The sequence below is a fragment of the Streptomyces lycii genome, from assembly GCF_009735685.1.
GTDB lineage: Bacteria > Actinomycetota > Actinomycetes > Streptomycetales > Streptomycetaceae > Streptomyces > Streptomyces lycii.
In genome coordinates, this window is the sequence record NZ_WHPN01000265.1 from 1 (window position 1) to 17,288 (window position 17,288).

14 protein-coding genes are annotated in these 17,288 nt (G+C 71.7%); 10 read left to right on the forward strand and 4 right to left on the reverse strand.

Annotation, left to right across the window (positions count from 1 at the left end; all coding sequences use genetic code 11):
- On the reverse strand, window positions 1-2,014 hold a 2,014-nt coding region (locus GCU69_RS12520; protein WP_268969288.1), incomplete at its 3' end, for an SCO5717 family growth-regulating ATPase.
- A 1,067-nt stretch (window positions 2,015-3,081) separates the two neighbouring features.
- Here GCU69_RS12520 and GCU69_RS12525 point away from each other — a divergent pair.
- Both GCU69_RS12525 and GCU69_RS12530 read left to right on the forward strand, forming a co-directional pair.
- The gene (locus GCU69_RS12525; protein WP_156206063.1) at window positions 3,082-3,792 is read left to right on the forward strand and encodes a hypothetical protein; all 711 of its coding nucleotides are present in this window, start codon (window positions 3,082-3,084) and stop codon (window positions 3,790-3,792) included.
- An 82-nt stretch (window positions 3,793-3,874) separates the two neighbouring features.
- Window positions 3,875-5,611 carry an outer membrane protein assembly factor BamB family protein gene (locus GCU69_RS12530; RefSeq protein ID WP_156206064.1) on the forward strand — a complete coding sequence of 579 codons (1,737 nt, stop codon included), beginning with the start codon at window positions 3,875-3,877 and terminating at the stop codon, window positions 5,609-5,611.
- A 276-nt stretch (window positions 5,612-5,887) separates the two neighbouring features.
- On the opposite strand, the gene GCU69_RS12540 is transcribed toward GCU69_RS12530, so the two are convergent.
- Window positions 5,888-6,118 (reverse strand): DUF397 domain-containing protein, encoded by a 231-nt coding sequence (locus GCU69_RS12540; RefSeq protein WP_098749856.1) that lies wholly within the window; start codon window positions 6,116-6,118, stop codon window positions 5,888-5,890.
- 365 nt (window positions 6,119-6,483) lie between these two features.
- Between GCU69_RS12540 and rpsO the strand changes: the two genes are divergently transcribed.
- The 5 genes from rpsO (at window position 6,484) to GCU69_RS12565 (ending at window position 12,018) form a co-directional block, all read left to right on the forward strand.
- Window positions 6,484-6,771: a 30S ribosomal protein S15 gene (gene rpsO / locus GCU69_RS12545; protein ID WP_098749857.1), complete on the forward strand. Its 288-nt coding sequence runs from the start codon at window positions 6,484-6,486 to the stop codon at window positions 6,769-6,771.
- Window positions 6,772-7,138: 367 nt separating this feature from the next.
- Entirely contained in the window at window positions 7,139-9,382 is a 2,244-nt protein-coding gene (locus GCU69_RS12550; protein WP_156206066.1) for a polyribonucleotide nucleotidyltransferase, read from the forward strand.
- Window positions 9,379-10,758, forward strand: coding sequence for a M16 family metallopeptidase (locus tag GCU69_RS12555; RefSeq protein ID WP_156206067.1), 1,380 nt, complete (start codon window positions 9,379-9,381; stop codon window positions 10,756-10,758). The genes GCU69_RS12550 and GCU69_RS12555 overlap by 4 nt, the downstream gene beginning before the upstream one ends.
- Before the next feature lie 47 nt (window positions 10,759-10,805).
- The gene (dapB, locus tag GCU69_RS12560; RefSeq protein WP_098749860.1) at window positions 10,806-11,561 is read left to right on the forward strand and encodes a 4-hydroxy-tetrahydrodipicolinate reductase; all 756 of its coding nucleotides are present in this window, start codon (window positions 10,806-10,808) and stop codon (window positions 11,559-11,561) included.
- Between the two features lie 4 nt (window positions 11,562-11,565).
- Window positions 11,566-12,018 (forward strand): tetratricopeptide repeat protein, encoded by a 453-nt coding sequence (locus GCU69_RS12565; RefSeq protein WP_098749861.1) that lies wholly within the window; start codon window positions 11,566-11,568, stop codon window positions 12,016-12,018.
- 170 nt (window positions 12,019-12,188) lie between these two features.
- Here GCU69_RS12565 and GCU69_RS12570 read toward each other — a convergent pair whose 3' ends face one another.
- Window positions 12,189-12,737: a PH domain-containing protein gene (locus GCU69_RS12570; RefSeq protein WP_098749862.1), complete on the reverse strand. Its 549-nt coding sequence runs from the start codon at window positions 12,735-12,737 to the stop codon at window positions 12,189-12,191.
- Window positions 12,738-12,845: 108 nt separating this feature from the next.
- Entirely contained in the window at window positions 12,846-13,088 is a 243-nt protein-coding gene (locus GCU69_RS12575; protein ID WP_098749863.1) for a hypothetical protein, read from the reverse strand.
- 235 nt (window positions 13,089-13,323) lie between these two features.
- Between GCU69_RS12575 and thyX the strand changes: the two genes are divergently transcribed.
- From thyX to GCU69_RS12590, 3 genes are all read left to right on the forward strand, one after another.
- Complete coding sequence (gene thyX, locus GCU69_RS12580; RefSeq protein WP_098749864.1) at window positions 13,324-14,064, forward strand: FAD-dependent thymidylate synthase; 741 nt, start codon at window positions 13,324-13,326, stop codon at window positions 14,062-14,064.
- Between the two features lie 189 nt (window positions 14,065-14,253).
- Entirely contained in the window at window positions 14,254-15,153 is a 900-nt protein-coding gene (gene dapA, locus GCU69_RS12585) for a 4-hydroxy-tetrahydrodipicolinate synthase (RefSeq protein ID WP_098749865.1), read from the forward strand.
- Between the two features lie 150 nt (window positions 15,154-15,303).
- Entirely contained in the window at window positions 15,304-16,989 is a 1,686-nt protein-coding gene (locus GCU69_RS12590; RefSeq protein ID WP_156206068.1) for a ribonuclease J, read from the forward strand.
- The last annotated feature ends 299 nt before the right edge of the window (window positions 16,990-17,288 follow it).

Here is a 17,288-nt window from a genome sequence, read left to right on the forward strand (position 1 = left end):
CGTACCCGGGCTGCGCGGCGGGCGGAGCCGTCGGCGCGCCCTGCTGCGGATAGCCGTAACCCTGCTGCCCGGCACCGGGCGTGCCCGGCTGCCCGTCCGGGGCGCCCTGCTGGGGATGGCCGTAACCGGCGCGGGCGTCCGCTGCCGTCTGCCGCGGCGTGCCCGGAGCGTCCGCGCGCTGCCCGGGCACGGGCCCGGACTCGGCGGGCGGGAAGCGGTAGAGGGGCTCCTGCGCGGGGGGTTCGGGCGTACCGGCGGAAGCCTGCGGCGTCGGCTGCCGCGCGTCGGCCGGCCCGGCGGGCGTCTGCTGCCCGCCACCGGCACCGGTCGGAGCCTGCGGCGACCCGGCGGCCTGGAACGAGGGCGGGAGCGGCGGCAGCGCGGACGGCGACGCCGGCCACCCGGCGGGCGGCGCGTCCTGCGGGCCGGGAGTGTCCGCGGCAGCGGAGTCGCCGGGTACGTCGTCCGCCGGCTCCGCCCCGGCACCGGCGGCGGTCTGTGCCGGTACGGCGTCCTCCACCTCGGTGTCGTCCTCCACCTCGGCGCCTGGCCGCTCGGGCCCCGCCGGAGCGTCCTGGGGCGCCCGGTCCGGGGGCGGCTGCACGGCGGGCGGCGCGTCCTGTGGCGTGGCGTCCCGCGGCTCGGGGACGGAGAACGGGGCGTCCTGGGGACCGGCACCCCCGGGCGCGTCGGCGGACGGTACGGCGTCCTCGGGTTCCGCCGTCCCCGACGCGGCAAGCATGAAGTCCTCGGAGTCCTCTGCGTCCTTGGAGTTGTCGGCGTCGGAAGCGTCGCGACCGCCGGACGCGGCGGAGTCCGGGGCGTCGGCGGTGTCGGTGTCGGTGTCGTGGGACGGCGCGGCGTCCTCCGGAACGGCGTCCCGGGGCTCGTCCCCGGAAGCGCCGGTCTCCGGCCGGGCGCCGGCGGGCTCGGCGTCGTCCCCGGGGACCGTACCGGCGGACGCGTCACGGTCCGCATCGTCGGCCCAGGGGTCCCACTCGTCCTGGTCACCGGCCGCCCGGTCACCCGCGGCAGGGGCGTCGGCACCGGCGGCATCGCCCGGACCGCCGGACACCCCGGCGCGGCCCGCGGCGGTGTCCGGGGCGGCGGCGTCCGCCGCGGCGGCGGTCTCGTCCTCCGCGGAGTCGGCCCACGGGTCCCAGTCGTTGGCGGACTCGCTCGCGGAGTCCTCCCCGGCGGACGTACCCGACGAGGGCGAAACGGACGAAGAGCCCCCCGGCGCAGGGGACTCGGGGAGCGACGACCCGGAGAACGACGACTCCGGAGCGGGCGACGACTCCGGAGAGGACGGCGCGGCGACACCGGCGCCGTCACCGTCCGCGCCGCCGGCGGACTCGGCGGTCCCCGAACGCTCCGCGATCTCGCGGCGCAGCGCGGCACTGGAGATGCGCATCGTGGCCCCGCCGACGAGGTCACCGTCCCCGGTGCCGCCCGGTTCTCCGGCGCCCGCTGGGCCGCTGTCGGCAGCGGTGCCGCCGGCCGTGCCGGGCCGGCTCTCCGGCTCCGCGTCGGTCTGCTCTCCCGGCCGTGCCGGTGCCGCTCCGGCGTCGGGCGCCGGGGCCGGGGGTACGGAGGGGAACGCCGGAGGCGCGAACGAGCCGGTCGAGGTGAGGAAATCGGACGGAGCCGTCGTCCCGCGCGCTCCGTTGCTCTCCGGGGTCTCGTCCCCGGCGTCATCCTCGTAGGCGGGATTCCGCGGCGGTGCCTGTGGTGTCGCGGGCTCGAACCCGCTGCCCTCGGGCAGCCCCGGCACGGCCAGCGGGGCGCCGGTCGGCGGAGGTGCTCCCGGCCCCGGGGGCACGGCACCGGGCGCGGCCCCGTTCGGACCGCCGCCCGGGGCTCCGCCCGCCGACGGGCCGGGGGAGTTCTGCGTGTACCAGGCCGGCGGGGTGTAGTCGATGGTGAACTCGCCCGTGTGCTCGTGCTCCGCGTCGGACGGGTCCTCGCCGGGTGTGGTTCCGCCCGCGCGGATCTCGTCCCGATCGCTGCTCACAATGCCTCCTGGTGTGGTGCTGCACCCATGCCGCTTGTCGTCGGGGGGCGACCGCTTCCACCGGCCGGCCGCTCGGCCATCCCCCGTGCTGCGCCGCGGCCGACCCTGGAGTCCGGCCACCGCGCCCGGGTCAAGCCTAATCACCGGGAGCCCCGGCCGGGCAGGGCAGTCCGCCGCGGAACATGTCCCGTACGTCACTTACTGCCCAAAACCTTGTCAGACGTCAAGGTCACTACGGTCGAAAACGCCCCGGATCGGTCAACTCCCGCCATGTTGCCATGTCTTCATCCACCGGGCCTCCGGACGGCACCGGGAACCGGGACTCCGCACCGGCCGTTGCCGCCGTAGCGCGACAGGACTACGGCGCGGCGGAGAGTTGACCGGACGGGGGTCATCCGCGTACCGGCGCGCTTCCCCGTTGACGTCCGGCGCATGCCGACGTGCTCCCCATTGACGTCCGACGTGCGCCGCCGTGCTCCCCGTTGATGCCCGACACGTCCTGGCCGGCCGAGAATTGACCGTATGTAACCCTACCCGCACGGGACGTACAGGCCGCCAGGCGGCATAGTGGGGAGCCGGTCCGACGCAGGCGCCCGGCCAGGGGCGCCCGGCCACGGGGGGGGAGGCACCGCGACTCATGCTGTCCCGGCGCGACGACTTCGCCACGTGCACCCGCTTCCAGCCGTGCGCCACCTTCCGTACGTACACCCCCTTTCACGCTCGCGCCTCCTCCCGGGCGTGCGCCCCCTCCCGCGCGGACGCCCGCCCCCACGTCCGCGCCCGCCGCCACGCTTACGCCCGGCCGGCGAGCGCGACCGTCGTCCCGGCCCCGACCCCGACCCCGGCTCTGACCCGGGCGCCGGCCCGGGCTCTGACGCGCACCGTGACCCCGGCCCTGCCCCGGCCCGTGCCGCTGCCCCCGACCCGGGATCTGTCCCCGGCCGCGCCCCCGTCGCGCGCCGTCGAAAGCCCCCACGCGGCCGCCCGCGACCACGCGGGCCGGCGCGGCACCCGATTACCCGGGCTCCGTTGACCGCGGAGCCGCCGACCCACGGACGAGGATGCTCATGAGAATCCCCGCAAGGAATCTCCGGACAGCTCTGTGCGGCGCGACCCTGGCCGCCGTCGTCACCGCCTGCGGAGGCGGTGGATCCGGCGCGGACGACACCCCTTCGAAGAAGGCGGGAACGGATGCCGCCGCTCTCATCGATAAGGTCAACCGGACGATGAGCGGCACGTCCTTCCACTCCTCGGGCACCACGACCGCCCTCGGCGGCGGAACGCAGGAGATCTGGTTCGACCCCGAGAAGGGGCTCCGGGCCGAAGGGACGTCCGAGGACGGGAAGCGGGGGGAGATGTTCTGCACCGATGACGAGAGCTATATGAGCGCCCCCACGCTCGCCGCCGCGCTCGAGCAGTCCGGCCAGAAGGTCTCGGTCCCCTCCGGTCTCGCGAAGACCTATGTCGAGACCGAGCAGATGGGTCTGGACTGCGAGGCCTTCTACAAGATCGCGGAGACCGGCACCGTCGACCCGGACGCCGGCCGGAGGGTCGGCGGGCGGGACACCACCGCGATCGTCGTCAAGGGCGCCGGGAGCGAGGACGTCTACCACGTCGCCGCGGACGGGGAACCGTACATCCTCCGGCTGGAGTCCACCAGAGACGGGCGGACCAGCTCCGCGACCTACGACTCCTTCGGGAAGGAGGTGTCCGTGACCATGCCGCCGAAGCAACGGACCATCCCGATGGACGAGTTCCTCCGTCTGACTTCCCGCTAGCCCACCCGCACTGCCACCATCGGACGACTTTTTCGCGCCACGGCCCCGCGGCCGTGCGCAGCACACAACGAGGGAACGATCGATGTCTCAGCCTCCGCAGCCGCCCGGCCCGCCCCCGAACCAGCCCCCGAACCAACCCCCGCAGGGCGGCTTCGGAGCACCGCAGGAACCGTCGTTCAACCCGCCGCCCCCGCCGCCCGGGCCGCCCCAGGCACCCCCGCCGCCGCAGACACCCCCGCCGCCGCAGGGCGGGTTCGGTGCCCCGCAGCCGGGACACCCGGGCGCTCACCCCGGGTATCCGGGCGCCCCGCAGCCGGGGCCGTACGGCGGGCCGACACCGCCGTACGGACCGTACGGCCCGCTCACCCCGCCGCCCTCCGGCCGCAACAACAAGCGCACCGCCGTCGTCATCGGCACCGCGGTCGCGGTCGTCCTCGCGATCGGCGGCGGTGTGTGGGCGGTGTCCGGGGGCGACGAGGAGAAGAAGCCCGAGGCAGGGAAGAGCGCCGAGGCGCGGCCGGACGACGACAAGGGCGGCGCGGAGAACGAGCGCGACGCCGGGGGCGGCTCCGACGGCGAGGCGGGCGGACGCCCGGGCACCGACGACGGCCTCACCGGCGTCGGCGGCGGCGACGAGTCGACGGTGCTGTGGCAGAAGCAGGCGCCCGACGTGCCCAAGTCCGGCGTGGACTCACCGGGGCTGTGGATCACGGACGGGCTCGCGGTCAAGGCCGCGCTCGAAACCGTCACGGCGTACGACGTGGCGGACGGCAAGGAGGAGTGGTCGGTCTCCGTGGACGGCACGATCTGCGCCGCCCCGAAGAACGCCACCGCCGACAACAAGATCGTCGTCGCCTACGAGGGCGAGAAGAAGGACGAGTGCAGCCATCTGGCGATGGTCGACCTCACCACCGGCAAGAAGCAGTGGAACAAGCCGATGCCCGACGGCGGCGGCTTCGGCAGCGGCTTCATCGGCACGGCCCTGGCGATCTCCGGTGACACGGTGGCCGCGGGCTGGTTCGGCGGCTCCGCGATGTTCCGGGTCGGCGACGGCAAGGAACTGCCGAAGGGCGACCGGGTCAGCGGCTGCACCGCCGGCGGCTTCGCGGGCGGCCCGTACCTGCTGCGCGCGCTGTCCTGCACCGCGGGCGGGCAGCTGCAGAAGCTGGACCCGGACACCCGCAAGGTCGAGTGGACCTTCAAGGCCCCCAAGGGCTACAACATCAACAACGTGTTCTCGACCGACCCCGTGGTGATCTCCCTCTCCGACGAGGACAACAAGTCGGGCGGCATCCACGCGATCGAGAACGGCAAGGTCCGCGCGACCCTCGACCTCGGCAAGGACACCTACCAGCCCCGCTGCGGCATGCAGATCATGTCCGAGGAGCTCGACGCCTGCCAGGGCGTCGCGGCCACGGCCGACACCTTCTTCATCCCCACGGAGCCGAAGGAGGCGTCCGAGGGCTACGGCCGGACCAGCGAGGTCCACGCCTTCGACCTCGACAGCGGCAAGCGGAAGTGGAAGTCGTCCGCGGGCGAGAACACGACCCTGCTGCCGCTGGGCGTCGACGGCGGCAACCTGATCGCGTACCGCGAGCCGTCGTACGACAAGGGCGGCGAGATCCTCTCCATCGGCCCGAAGGGCGGCACCCCCAAGTCCCTGATGAAGAACCCGGCGGCGGCGGCAGAGGCGGAGAACGGCTTCTACTCCTCCCGTCTCGCCTATGTGGACGGCAGGTTCTTCATCGCCTCGGACCGGGTCACGGGCACCTCGTCCGGTGGCGTGGAACGGCTGATGCTGGTGTACGGCGACAAGTGACCGGCCCCCGGGCGCACCGGGATCCCGGCCGCGGGGCGCGGTAGGCCCCTCCCGCACGCCGCACGCCGCACGCCGCACGCCGCACGCCGCACGCCGCACGCCGCACGCCGCACGCCGCACGCCGTCCGTACGCCGGAAACCCGGCGGGCGGACGGCGTGTTCCCGGGGAACGGCAAGAACGGCAAGAACGGCGAGAACGACGAGAGGGGCCCGTTCCGGGGAACGGGCCCCTCTCGCGTGTCTCGCGTGTCTCGCGTGTCTTGCGCGCGCGTCCCGTCAGTGCAGGTCGAACTCCCCGTCCCGGGCCCCCAGCACGAACGCCCGCCACTCGCCCTCCGTGTACCGCAGCACGGTCTCGGGATCGGCCGACGACCGCATGGCGACGGCCCCACCCGGCAGGTAGGCGATCTCCACCCGGTCCTCGGACTCGCCACCGGGCGCGCTGAGCCACTCGACATCGGAGATGTCGAGCGCGTACAGCTCTTCCTTCTCCTGCGCATCAGCCATCAGTTCCGCTTCCCTTCCACGCCTCCCACACCGGCAACGGCGGACCCGCCCCGCCACCCGGCCCGGGTCACCCGCGCCCGGGGCGGCAGCCTTCCGCACCCGGGATCCTACTGGCACACCGGCACCCGGGTGTGGCGGTACGGTCACGCTGCGCTGCCCCGGCGGGCCGGCCGGCGACTCCGGCGGGCGGTCGGGACGGTGGCGCCGGGCTGGTAGTGTGAGTGACGGCCGTTCGTGTACGCGTTCCCGGAGTCGAAACCCTGGGAACAGCGCCCAGCGCGCCCCGCCTCCCGAGTTGTGGAAGCTCCCCTGTGAATCAGACCAGGGGCACTCGGTGGCCGAAACGAAGAACCGAGGAGTACCGCGTGTCGCTCGACGCCGCTACGAAGAAGCAGATCATGTCCGAGTTCGCCACCAAGGAGGGTGACACCGGTTCCCCCGAGGTCCAGGTCGCGCTGCTCTCCCGCCGCATCTCGGACCTGACCGAGCACCTGAAGACCCACAAGCACGACCACCACTCCCGCCGTGGTCTGCTGCTCCTGGTCGGTCAGCGCCGCCGGCTGCTGCAGTACCTGGCGAAGAAGGACATCACGCGCTTCCGTGCGCTCGTGGAGCGCCTGGGCATCCGCCGCGGTGCGGCGGGCGCGAGGTAGGACGCCGTGCAGGGAGCGGTTCCCCGTCACCGGGGGCCGCTCCCTTCGCGTATGTGCCGCGCCGGTGTCCGGACGACCCGGGCGGCACGGACGGCACGGACCGGATCTTCGCCTGTCGTGTGACGGCGGCCGAAGCTTTGTAGTCTGGTCGTACATCGGAACAACAGCACAACGCAACGATGAGGGGGAGCACCCACCCGCCGCACCGCCGCCGCAGGCGCCGGTCCTCGGTAGTGGCCGCCGGAAGCAGGCTTCCGGAGGCTTCGATCGAAGACCGGCCCGGCCGACCGGAGCGAGCGGCCCGGGAGCTCCGCCACCATCGTCCCCCGCCACACGGGCAGGGGACGCAGACGAGGAGATTTCCCTGGTGGAGAACGAGACCCACTACGCCGAAGCCGTCATTGACAACGGATCCTTCGGCACTCGCACCATCCGTTTCGAGACGGGCCGGCTCGCCCGTCAGGCCGCCGGCTCCGCCGTGGCCTACCTGGACGACGACACCATGGTGCTGTCGGCCACCAGCGCTTCGAAGAACCCCAAGGACCAGCTCGACTTCTTCCCCCTGACGGTGGACGTCGAGGAGCGGATGTACGCCGCCGGGCGCATCCCCGGTTCGTTCTTCCGCCGTGAGGGCCGCCCGTCCGAGGACGCGATCCTCACCTGCCGGCTGATCGACCGCCCGCTGCGCCCGTCCTTCAAAAAGGGCCTGCGGAACGAGATCCAGATCGTCGAGACGATCATGGCGCTCAACCCCGACCACCTCTACGACGTGGTCGCGATCAACGCCGCCTCCTGCTCCACGCAGCTGGCCGGCCTGCCCTTCTCCGGCCCCGTGGGCGGCACCCGCGTCGCCCTGATCAAGGGCCAGTGGGTGGCCTTCCCCACCCACACCGAGCTCGAGGACGCCGTCTTCGACATGGTCGTCGCCGGCCGTGTCCTGGAGGACGGCGACGTCGCGATCATGATGGTCGAGGCCGAGGCCACGACGAAGACCGTCCAGCTGGTCAAGGACGGCGCCGAGGCGCCGACCGAGGAGGTCGTCGCCGCCGGTCTCGAGGCCGCGAAGCCCTTCATCAAGGTGCTCTGCAAGGCCCAGTCGGACCTCGCCGCGAAGGCCGCCAAGCCGACCGGTGAGTTCCCGATCTTCCTGGACTACCAGGACGACGTCCTGGAGGCGCTGACCAACGCCGTCCGCGACGAGCTGTCGCAGGCGCTGACCATCGCCGGCAAGCAGGACCGCGAGGCCGAGCTGGACCGCGTGAAGGCGCTGGCCGCCGAGAAGCTGCTGCCGCAGTTCGAGGGCCGCGAGAAGGAGATCTCCGCGGCCTACCGCTCGCTGACCAAGGCCCTGGTCCGTGAGCGCGTCATCAAGGACAAGGTCCGCATCGACGGCCGCGGCGTCACGGACATCCGTACGCTCGCCGCCGAGGTCGAGGCGATCCCGCGGGTGCACGGTTCGGCGCTGTTCGAGCGCGGCGAGACCCAGATCCTGGGTGTCACCACGCTGAACATGCTCCGCATGGAGCAGCAGCTGGACACGCTGGCGCCCGAGACGCGCAAGCGCTACATGCACAACTACAACTTCCCGCCGTACTCCGTCGGTGAGACCGGCCGCGTGGGCTCGCCCAAGCGCCGCGAGATCGGCCACGGGGCGCTCGCCGAGCGCGCCATCCTGCCGGTCCTGCCGACCCGCGAGGAGTTCCCGTACGCCATCCGCCAGGTCTCCGAGGCGCTCGGCTCGAACGGCTCGACCTCGATGGGCTCGGTCTGCGCGTCCACGATGTCGCTGCTCAACGCCGGTGTGCCGCTGAAGGCGCCGGTCGCGGGCATCGCCATGGGCCTCATCTCCGAGGAGATCGGCGGCGAGACGCACTATGTCGCGCTGACCGACATCCTCGGCGCCGAGGACGCGTTCGGCGACATGGACTTCAAGGTCGCCGGCACGAAGCAGTTCGTGACCGCCCTCCAGCTGGACACCAAGCTGGACGGCATCCCGGCCTCCGTGCTGGCCGCGGCCCTCAAGCAGGCCCGGGACGCCCGGCTGCACATCCTCGACGTGATGAACGAGGCCATCGACGTCCCCGACGAGATGTCCCCGAACGCCCCGCGGATCATCACCGTCAAGATCCCGGTGGACAAGATCGGTGAGGTCATCGGCCCCAAGGGCAAGATGATCAACCAGATCCAGGAGGACACCGGCGCCGACATCACCATCGAGGACGACGGCACCATCTACATCGGTGCCTCCGACGGCCCGGCCGCCGAGGCCGCGCGCGCCACGATCAACGGCATCGCCAACCCGACGATGCCCGAGGTCGGCGAGCGCTACCTGGGCACGGTCGTGAAGACCACCACCTTCGGTGCCTTCGTCTCGCTGATGCCCGGCAAGGACGGCCTGCTGCACATCTCGCAGATCCGCAAGCTCGCCGGCGGCAAGCGCGTGGAGAACGTCGAGGACGTGCTCAAGGTCGGGGCCAAGGTGCAGGTGGAGATCGCCGAGATCGACCAGCGCGGCAAGCTCTCGCTGATCCCCGTCATGGAGGACGAGGAGAGCGGCGACGCCGCCGAGCCCGAGGCCGAGCCGCAGTCGAAGGACGACGCCGCCAAGTGACCTCCGGCACGAACGGCGCGACGGCCCGCACCTCCTCGGAGGAGCGGGCCGTCGCCCGTACCGAAACCCTGCTCACCGGTGAGAACGGCATAGGCACCGTCCGCCGGACCATCCTCCCCGGCGGCCTGCGGGTGGTCACCGAGACCCTGCCGACGGTCCGCTCCGTCACCTTCGGCATCTGGGCGCACGTCGGCTCCCGGGACGAGACCCCGGCCCTGAACGGTGCGACGCACTATCTGGAGCATCTGCTGTTCAAGGGCACGAAGCGGCGCAGCGCCCTGGAGATCTCGGCGGCCCTCGACGCCGTCGGCGGCGAGATGAACGCCTTCACCGCCAAGGAGTACACCTGCTATTACGCGCGGGTGCTCGACACGGACCTCCCCCTCGCCATCGACGTGCTGTCCGACATGCTGACCGGCTCGCTGATCGAGGCGTCGGAGGTGGAGGCCGAGCGCGGCGTCATCCTCGAGGAGATCGCGATGACGGAGGACGACCCGGGCGACTGCGTGCACGACCTGTTCGCGGAGACCATGCTCGGGAACAGCCCGCTGGGCCGCCCGGTACTCGGAACGGTCGAGACGGTCCAGGGCCTGACCCGCGACCGTGTCGCCCGCTTCTACAAGAAGCACTACGACCCCACCCACCTGGTCGTGGCCGCCGCAGGCAACGTCGACCACGCCGAGGTCGTCGAGCAGGTGCACGCGGCCTTCGACCGGGCCGGAGCCCTGTCCCGGCAGGACGCGCTCCCGCTCGCGCCGCGGGCCGGCCGGCGTGCGATCCGTACCGCCGGAAAGGTCGACCTCGTCGACCGGCGCACCGAGCAGGCCCACGTCATCCTCGGGATGCCCGGGCTCGCCCGCACCGACGACCGGCGCTGGGCCATGGGCGTGCTGAGCGCGGCCCTGGGCGGCGGCATGAGTTCCCGCCTCTTCCAGGAGGTCCGGGAGAAGCGCGGTCTGGCCTACTCGGTCTACAGCTACACCTCGGGCTACGCCGACTGCGGTCTCTTCGGCGTCTACGCGGGCTGCCGCCCGGCCCAGGTCCACGACGTGCTGAAGATCTGCCGCGACGAGCTGGAGCAGGTCGCCGAGCACGGGCTGACCGACGAGGAGATGCGCCGCGCCGCCGGGCAGCTGTCCGGCGGCGCGGTGCTCGGCCTGGAGGACACGGGCGCGCTGATGAACCGCATCGGCAAGGGGGAACTGTGCTGGGGTGAGCAGATGTCGGTCGACGACATGCTCGCCAACATCACGGCGGTCACCCCGGACGAGGTCCGCGCGGTGGCCCGCGATGTACTGGGACAGCGGCCGTCGCTGTCCGTCATCGGCCCGCTGAAGGACAAGCAGGCGGCCCGACTGCACGAAGCGGTGGCCTGACGGCCCGCGGAAGCCGTCCGGCACACGGAAGAAGTGAGGAAATCCCCATGAGCAGCAAGCTCCGAGTGGCTGTCCTGGGCGCCCACGGGCGCATCGGGTCCGAGGCCGTACGCGCGGTCGGGGCGGCGGACGACCTGGAACTCGTCGCCGCACTGGACCGCGACGACGAGCTGGCGGCCCTGACCGGGGCGGGCGCCCAGGTCGCGGTCGACCTGACCCACCCCGACGCGGTCATGGGCAACCTGGACTTCCTGATCCGCAACGGGATCCACGGTGTCGTCGGCACCACGGGATGGACCGACGAGCGGCTGGATACGGTACGCGGCGCGCTCGCGGACTCGCCCGGCACCGGCGTGCTGATCGCCCCGAACTTCTCGATCGGCGCCGTGCTCACCATGGCCTTCGCCCAGCAGGCCGCACGCTTCTTCGAGTCCGTCGAGGTCGTCGAGCTGCACCACCCGAACAAGGCGGACGCCCCCTCGGGCACGGCGACCCGCACCGCGCAGCTCGTCGCCGCCGCCCGGCGCGAGGCCGGGGCCGGCCCGCAGCCGGACGCCACCAGCACCGCGCTCGACGGCGCGCGGGGCGCCGACGTGGACGGCGTACCGGTGCACTCCGTACGGCTGCGCGGGCTGCTGGCGCACCAGGAGGTGCTGTTCGGCGGCACGGGGGAGACGCTCACCGTCCGGCACGACTCGCTGCACCACAGCAGCTTCATGCCCGGCATCCTGCTGGGCGTGCGCCGGGTCGGCTCCGCACCGGGTCTGACGTTCGGGCTCGAGCACTTCCTCGACCTGGGCTGACGGCGTGCGCGACAGGATCACCTACTGCGTGCTGGCGGCCGTCCTGGTCGTCTACTTCGTGCTGGTCGGCGGCCGCGGGGTCGCGCTGATCGGCCAGGGCACCCCGGTGACCGTCGGACTCGGGCTGTCCGTGCTGGTCATGCCGTTGATCGGGGTCTGGTTCCTGTGGCGGACGACGCAGTTCGCACGGGACGCGAACCGGCTGGCGGCGGAGCTGGAGGCCGAGGGCGGCCTCCCCGTCGACGAACTGGTCCGGCATCCCAGCGGCCGGGTCGACCGCGACTCGGCCGACGCCGTCTTCACCCGGCGCAAGGCCGAGGCGGAGGACGCGCCCGGGGACTGGCGCGTGTGGTTCCGGCTGGCGGTCGCCTACCGCGACGCGGGGGACACGCCGCGCGCCCGCAAGGCGATGCAGCGGGCCATCGCGTTGCACGACGGAAAACCGGTACGGGCCTGAGCCCGGGCCGGCGGCCCCGGTACGGGCGTGAGCCGGCGGCACGGGCCCGAGCCGGCAGCCCGCTGCGGCACGACGCATTCAGTGGGCGCACACCATGCGCCGTGTAAGGGGCGCTCGCTTTGGCGAGCGCCCCTTACACCATCCGTCTCACGCGTCGCGCCGCCCCGGCGTCACCGGCGGTATTCGGCGGCCCATGCCTCGACGGCGTCCGCGGCGGTGTCGAAGGCGTCCGGCCGGCCGAGGAAATCGGCGTTGTGGTCGCTGATCAGCGGACGCAGCGGCTCACCGGAGACCGGGAAGGCCAGCAGTGCCTCGCCCTGCACGGTGCGGGGCAGCCCCAGCCACTTCACGGGCTGCTGGGCGGTGCGCACCTCCTGCACCCGCTGCCAGGGCAGCGTCCGGGTGCTGAAGAGGCCCACCCGGCGCACCCCCTGTGCGCTCACCCAGGCGCCGAGCCGGACCACCCGCAGCGCGAAGGTGATCACAGCGGCCGCCGCGGCCGCGCACGCGCCCGCCCCCGGAAGCGCTCCGGCGAACGCGATGATCATGGCCGCGAACAGCATGTACGAGGCGAGCAGCAGCAACAGCGCCGCCGCCCCGACCCGCCAGGGGCCCGGCCGGTAGGGGCGGCGCCAGCGGTTCACGTCGTCCTGCGGCAGTGAGACGTCGTCGTCCGCCTCGTCGAAAGCGCGGTCGGCCGTCAGAAAGGTCAGGGGCACGACTGGTCCTCACTCGTCTGCACGCTCGAAGGGGCTGTGCCCGGTGAGATTATCGACCCGGAGGTGCTCCCGACCACCTCGGGCGGCGCGGATCCCGGAGTACGGGCCTCAGCGGCCGTCCGCGATCTCGGTCACCGGCGTCGCCGTGGTCCCGGGGTTGTTCGCGTCCAGCGCGGGCGCCCCGAGCAGCACGGCCCCCGCGAGACTGCCGACGGCCAGCAGCGCGATCAGGCAGCGGTGCGCGATCTGACCTGCGTCGGCACGGGGCCGGGGCGGCGGGGTGACATTGCTGCGGAAGCGGTCTGCTTCGGCGACGAAGGCGTAGGGGACAGGCTCTCGCCGGCGGAACATGCGGGGCACTCCTCGGCGCCTCTGAAGGGCGCTGATCGAAACTGAACGCTTGACACAGGAGAAACGTCCGTGCCTGCCCAAGAGTGCCTGGTTTTGCCGTCGTGTGCAAAAAATCTCATGCCGTGACGCATCCGTGCCCGAGGTCCACGGATCGTGCCCCGGTGGCGGCCCGGGGCTGTCGGTGCCGGGCCGTAAGCTGGGCGCGTCCCAGCGAGGCAATTGGAAGGATCCGCCGGTGACCGACACCCCCGCCGAGAGCGCCAAACCGAGCTTCCGCAGCGATGTGACCGTCGAGCTGGTGAAGTGCAGCGCCGCGGACTCCGACGTGCTGTGGGCCGCCCGGGTCTCCACCGCCGGGGAGCAGTCGCTCGAAGAACTCCAGAAGGACCCCGAGCGCTCCAAGGGCCTGATCAACTACCTGATGCGGGACCGGCACGGCAGCCCGTTCGAGCACAACTCGATGACCTTCTTCATCAGCGCCCCGATCTTCGTCTTCCGCGAGTTCATGCGCCACCGCGTGGGCTGGTCGTACAACGAGGAGTCCGGCCGCTATCGCGAGCTCCAGCCCGTCTTCTACGTACCGGGTGAGGACCGCAAGCTGGTCCAGGAGGGCCGTCCCGGCCGGTACCGCTTCGTGCCCGGCAGCGCCGAGCAGCAGGCCGTGACCGGCCGCGTGATGGAGGAGTCCTACCGCCAGGCGTACGAGGCGTACCAGGAGATGCTGGCCTCGGGGATCGCCCGCGAGGTCGCCCGCTCCGTCCTCCCGGTCGGCCTCTTCTCCTCCATGTACGCCACGTGCAACGCTCGCTCGCTGATGCACTTCCTCGGCCTGCGCACCCAGCACGAGCAGGCGTCCGTGCCCTCCTTCCCGCAGCGCGAGATCGAGATGGTGGGGGAGCGGATGGAGGCGGAATGGGCGAAGCTCATGCCGCTGACCTACGCGGCGTTCAACGCCAACGGGCGTGTCGCCCCGTAGACCCCCGGCGCGCCCGGCCGCCTCGATTACCCCGAGCGATCTGTCCGTATTGCGGTGATTTATAGGGTTCCTCTACGCTGAAGAAACGGACCCGGCACTGTCTGAACCCCCGAGCAGACAGTGCCGGGTTCCATCTCGTGGGTCCCCCGAGGGAGCGGCTGACCGCGGCCTACGAGTAGCGTGGGACCCATGGCTCCGACCTCCACTCCTCAGACCCCGTTCGGGCGGGTCCTGACCGCCATGGTCACGCCGTTCACCGCGGACGGCACTCTTGACATCGACGGCGCGCAGCGGCTCGCCGCCCATCTGGTGGACGCAGGCAATGACGGCCTCGTCGTCAACGGCACCACCGGTGAGTCCCCCACCACCAGCAACGCGGAGAAAGCCGATCTCGTGCGCGCCGTGGTGGAGGCCGTCGGGGACCGGGCCCATGTCGTCGCCGGAGCCAGCACCAACGACACCCGGCACAGCGTCGAGCTGGCCCGCGCCGCCGCCGAGGCGGGCGCCCACGGCCTGCTCGCCGTCACCCCGTACTACAGCAAGCCTCCGCAGGAGGGCCTCTACCGGCACTTCAGCGCCATCGCCGACGCCACGGACCTCCCGGTGATGCTGTACGACATCCCCGGCCGCAGCGGCGTCCCGATCAACACCGAAACGATCGTGCGGCTCGCCGAGCACCCACGGATCGTCGCCAACAAGGACGCCAAGGGCGACCTCGGCCGTGCCAGCTGGGCCCTCGCCCGCTCCGGTCTCGCCTGGTACTCCGGCGACGACATGCTGAACCTGCCGCTGCTGTCCGTCGGCGCGGTCGGCTTCGTCTCCGTCGTCGGCCATGTCGTCACCCCGGACCTGCGTGCCCTGATCGACGCGCACCTCTCCGGCGACGTCACCAAGGCGACCGAGATCCACCAGAAGCTGCTGCCCGTCTTCACCGGGATGTTCCGCACCCAGGGCGTCATCACGACCAAGGCCGTGCTCACGGCTCAGGGACTGCCGGCCGGTCCGCTCCGGCTGCCGCTCGTCGAGCTGTCCGCGGAGGAGACCGAGCAGCTCAGGCGCGATCTGGCAGCCGGCGGGGTACAGCTTTAGATCAACGGACTTCACAACTCCATACCGGCAAACAACTGCACGTGCACGAATGTCACGCGCGCCACTTCCCCCGGCCATGCCCCGGTCCGCCCGCGCGGCGGCCGGGAACGACCCGCCGGGGGAGCGGCGGCGCGTGGTGAGGAGAGTCTTTTGAGTCATCCGCATCCCGAGCTCGGCTCCCCGCCGAAGCTTCCCAAGGGCGGCCTGCGCGTCACCCCGCTCGGCGGCCTCGGCGAGATCGGCCGCAACATGACGGTCTTCGAGTACGGCGGACGCCTGCTGATCGTCGACTGCGGAGTGCTCTTCCCCGAGGAGGAGCAGCCCGGAGTCGACCTGATCCTTCCGGACTTCACGTCCATCCGGGACCGCCTCGACGACATCGACGGCATCGTGCTCACGCACGGGCACGAGGACCACATCGGCGGCGTCCCCTACCTGCTCCGCGAGAAGCCGGACATCCCGCTGATCGGCTCCAAGCTGACCCTCGCGCTGATCGAGGCCAAGCTCCAGGAGCACCGGATCCGGCCCTACACCCTCGAGGTCACCGAAGGGCACCGCGAACGCATCGGCCCGTTCGACTGCGAATTCGTCGCGGTCAACCACTCCATCCCGGACGCCCTGGCCGTCGCCATCCGCACCCCGGCCGGCATGGTCGTGCACACCGGCGACTTCAAGATGGACCAGCTGCCGCTGGACCGCAGGCTCACCGACCTGCCCGCCTTCGCGCGGCTCGGCACGGAGGGCATCGACCTGCTGCTCTCCGACTCCACCAACGCCGAGGTCCCCGGCTTCGTACCGCCGGAGCGGGACATCTCCAACGTGCTGCGCCAGGTCTTCGGCAGCGCGCAGAAGCGGATCATCGTGGCGAGCTTCGCCAGCCACGTGCACCGCATCCAGCAAATCCTGGACGCCGCCCACGAATACGGCCGCAGGGTCGCCTTCGTCGGCCGTTCCATGGTCCGCAACATGGGCATCGCCCGGGACCTCGGCTATCTCCGGGTGCCGGCCGGGCTCGTCGTGGACGTGAAGACGCTCGACGACCTGCCGGACCACGAGGTCGTCCTCGTGTGCACCGGGTCGCAGGGCGAGCCGATGGCGGCGCTGTCCCGGATGGCCAACCGGGACCACCAGATCCGGATCGTCCAGGGCGACACCGTGATCCTCGCGTCCTCCCTCATCCCGGGCAACGAGAACGCGGTGTACCGCGTGATCAACGGGCTGACCCGGTGGGGCGCCAACGTGGTGCACAAGGGCAACGCCAAGGTGCACGTGTCCGGACACGCCTCGGCCGGTGAACTGCTGTACTTCTACAACATCTGCAAGCCCCGCAACCTGATGCCCGTACACGGCGAATGGCGGCACCTGCGGGCCAACGCGGAGCTCGGCGCCCTCACCGGAGTGCTACAGGACCGGGTCGTGATCGCCGAGGACGGTGTCGTGGTCGACCTCGTCGACGGCATCGCCAAGATCGTGGGCAAGGTCCAGGCCGGTTACGTGTACGTAGACGGGCTGTCCGTCGGCGACGTCAAGGAACCGGCCCTCAAGGACCGCCGCATCCTCGGCGACGAGGGGATCATCTCCGTCTTCGTGGTCGTGGACAGCAGCACCGGAAAAATCGTTGGCGGTCCGCACATCCAGGCCCGGGGATCGGGAATCGAGGACTCCGCGTTCTCCGCGGTCGTCCCGAAGATCGAGGAGGCCCTGGCCAAGTCGGCCTCGGACGGCATCATGGAGGCCCACCAGCTCCAGCAGCTGATCCGGAGGTCCGTGGGCAAGTGGGTGTCCGACAGCTACCGCCGACGCCCGATGATCCTCCCGGTCGTGGTCGAGGTCTGACGGGCCGTCCGCTAGGTTTACGGCTCCACCTGATCGAGGACACCGGGACGCCGTGCGTCCTGAAGGCTCCCCGAGCAGGGATGGAAATCCGGCCCGGAGAAATCTGTTAAAGTCGGATCAGCCGAAAGGCAAAGGCCTTCCAACGGGCCACCGGAAGTAATTCGGACCGGAAACGGAACGGAAAGCGTCTGGTAAGGTTGGGAACACCGAAGGGAAGCGCCCGGAGGGCCCGGAGACGGGTTCGAAGGAAGCGTCCGTTCTTTGAGAACTCAACAGCGTGCCAAAAGTCAACGCCAGAT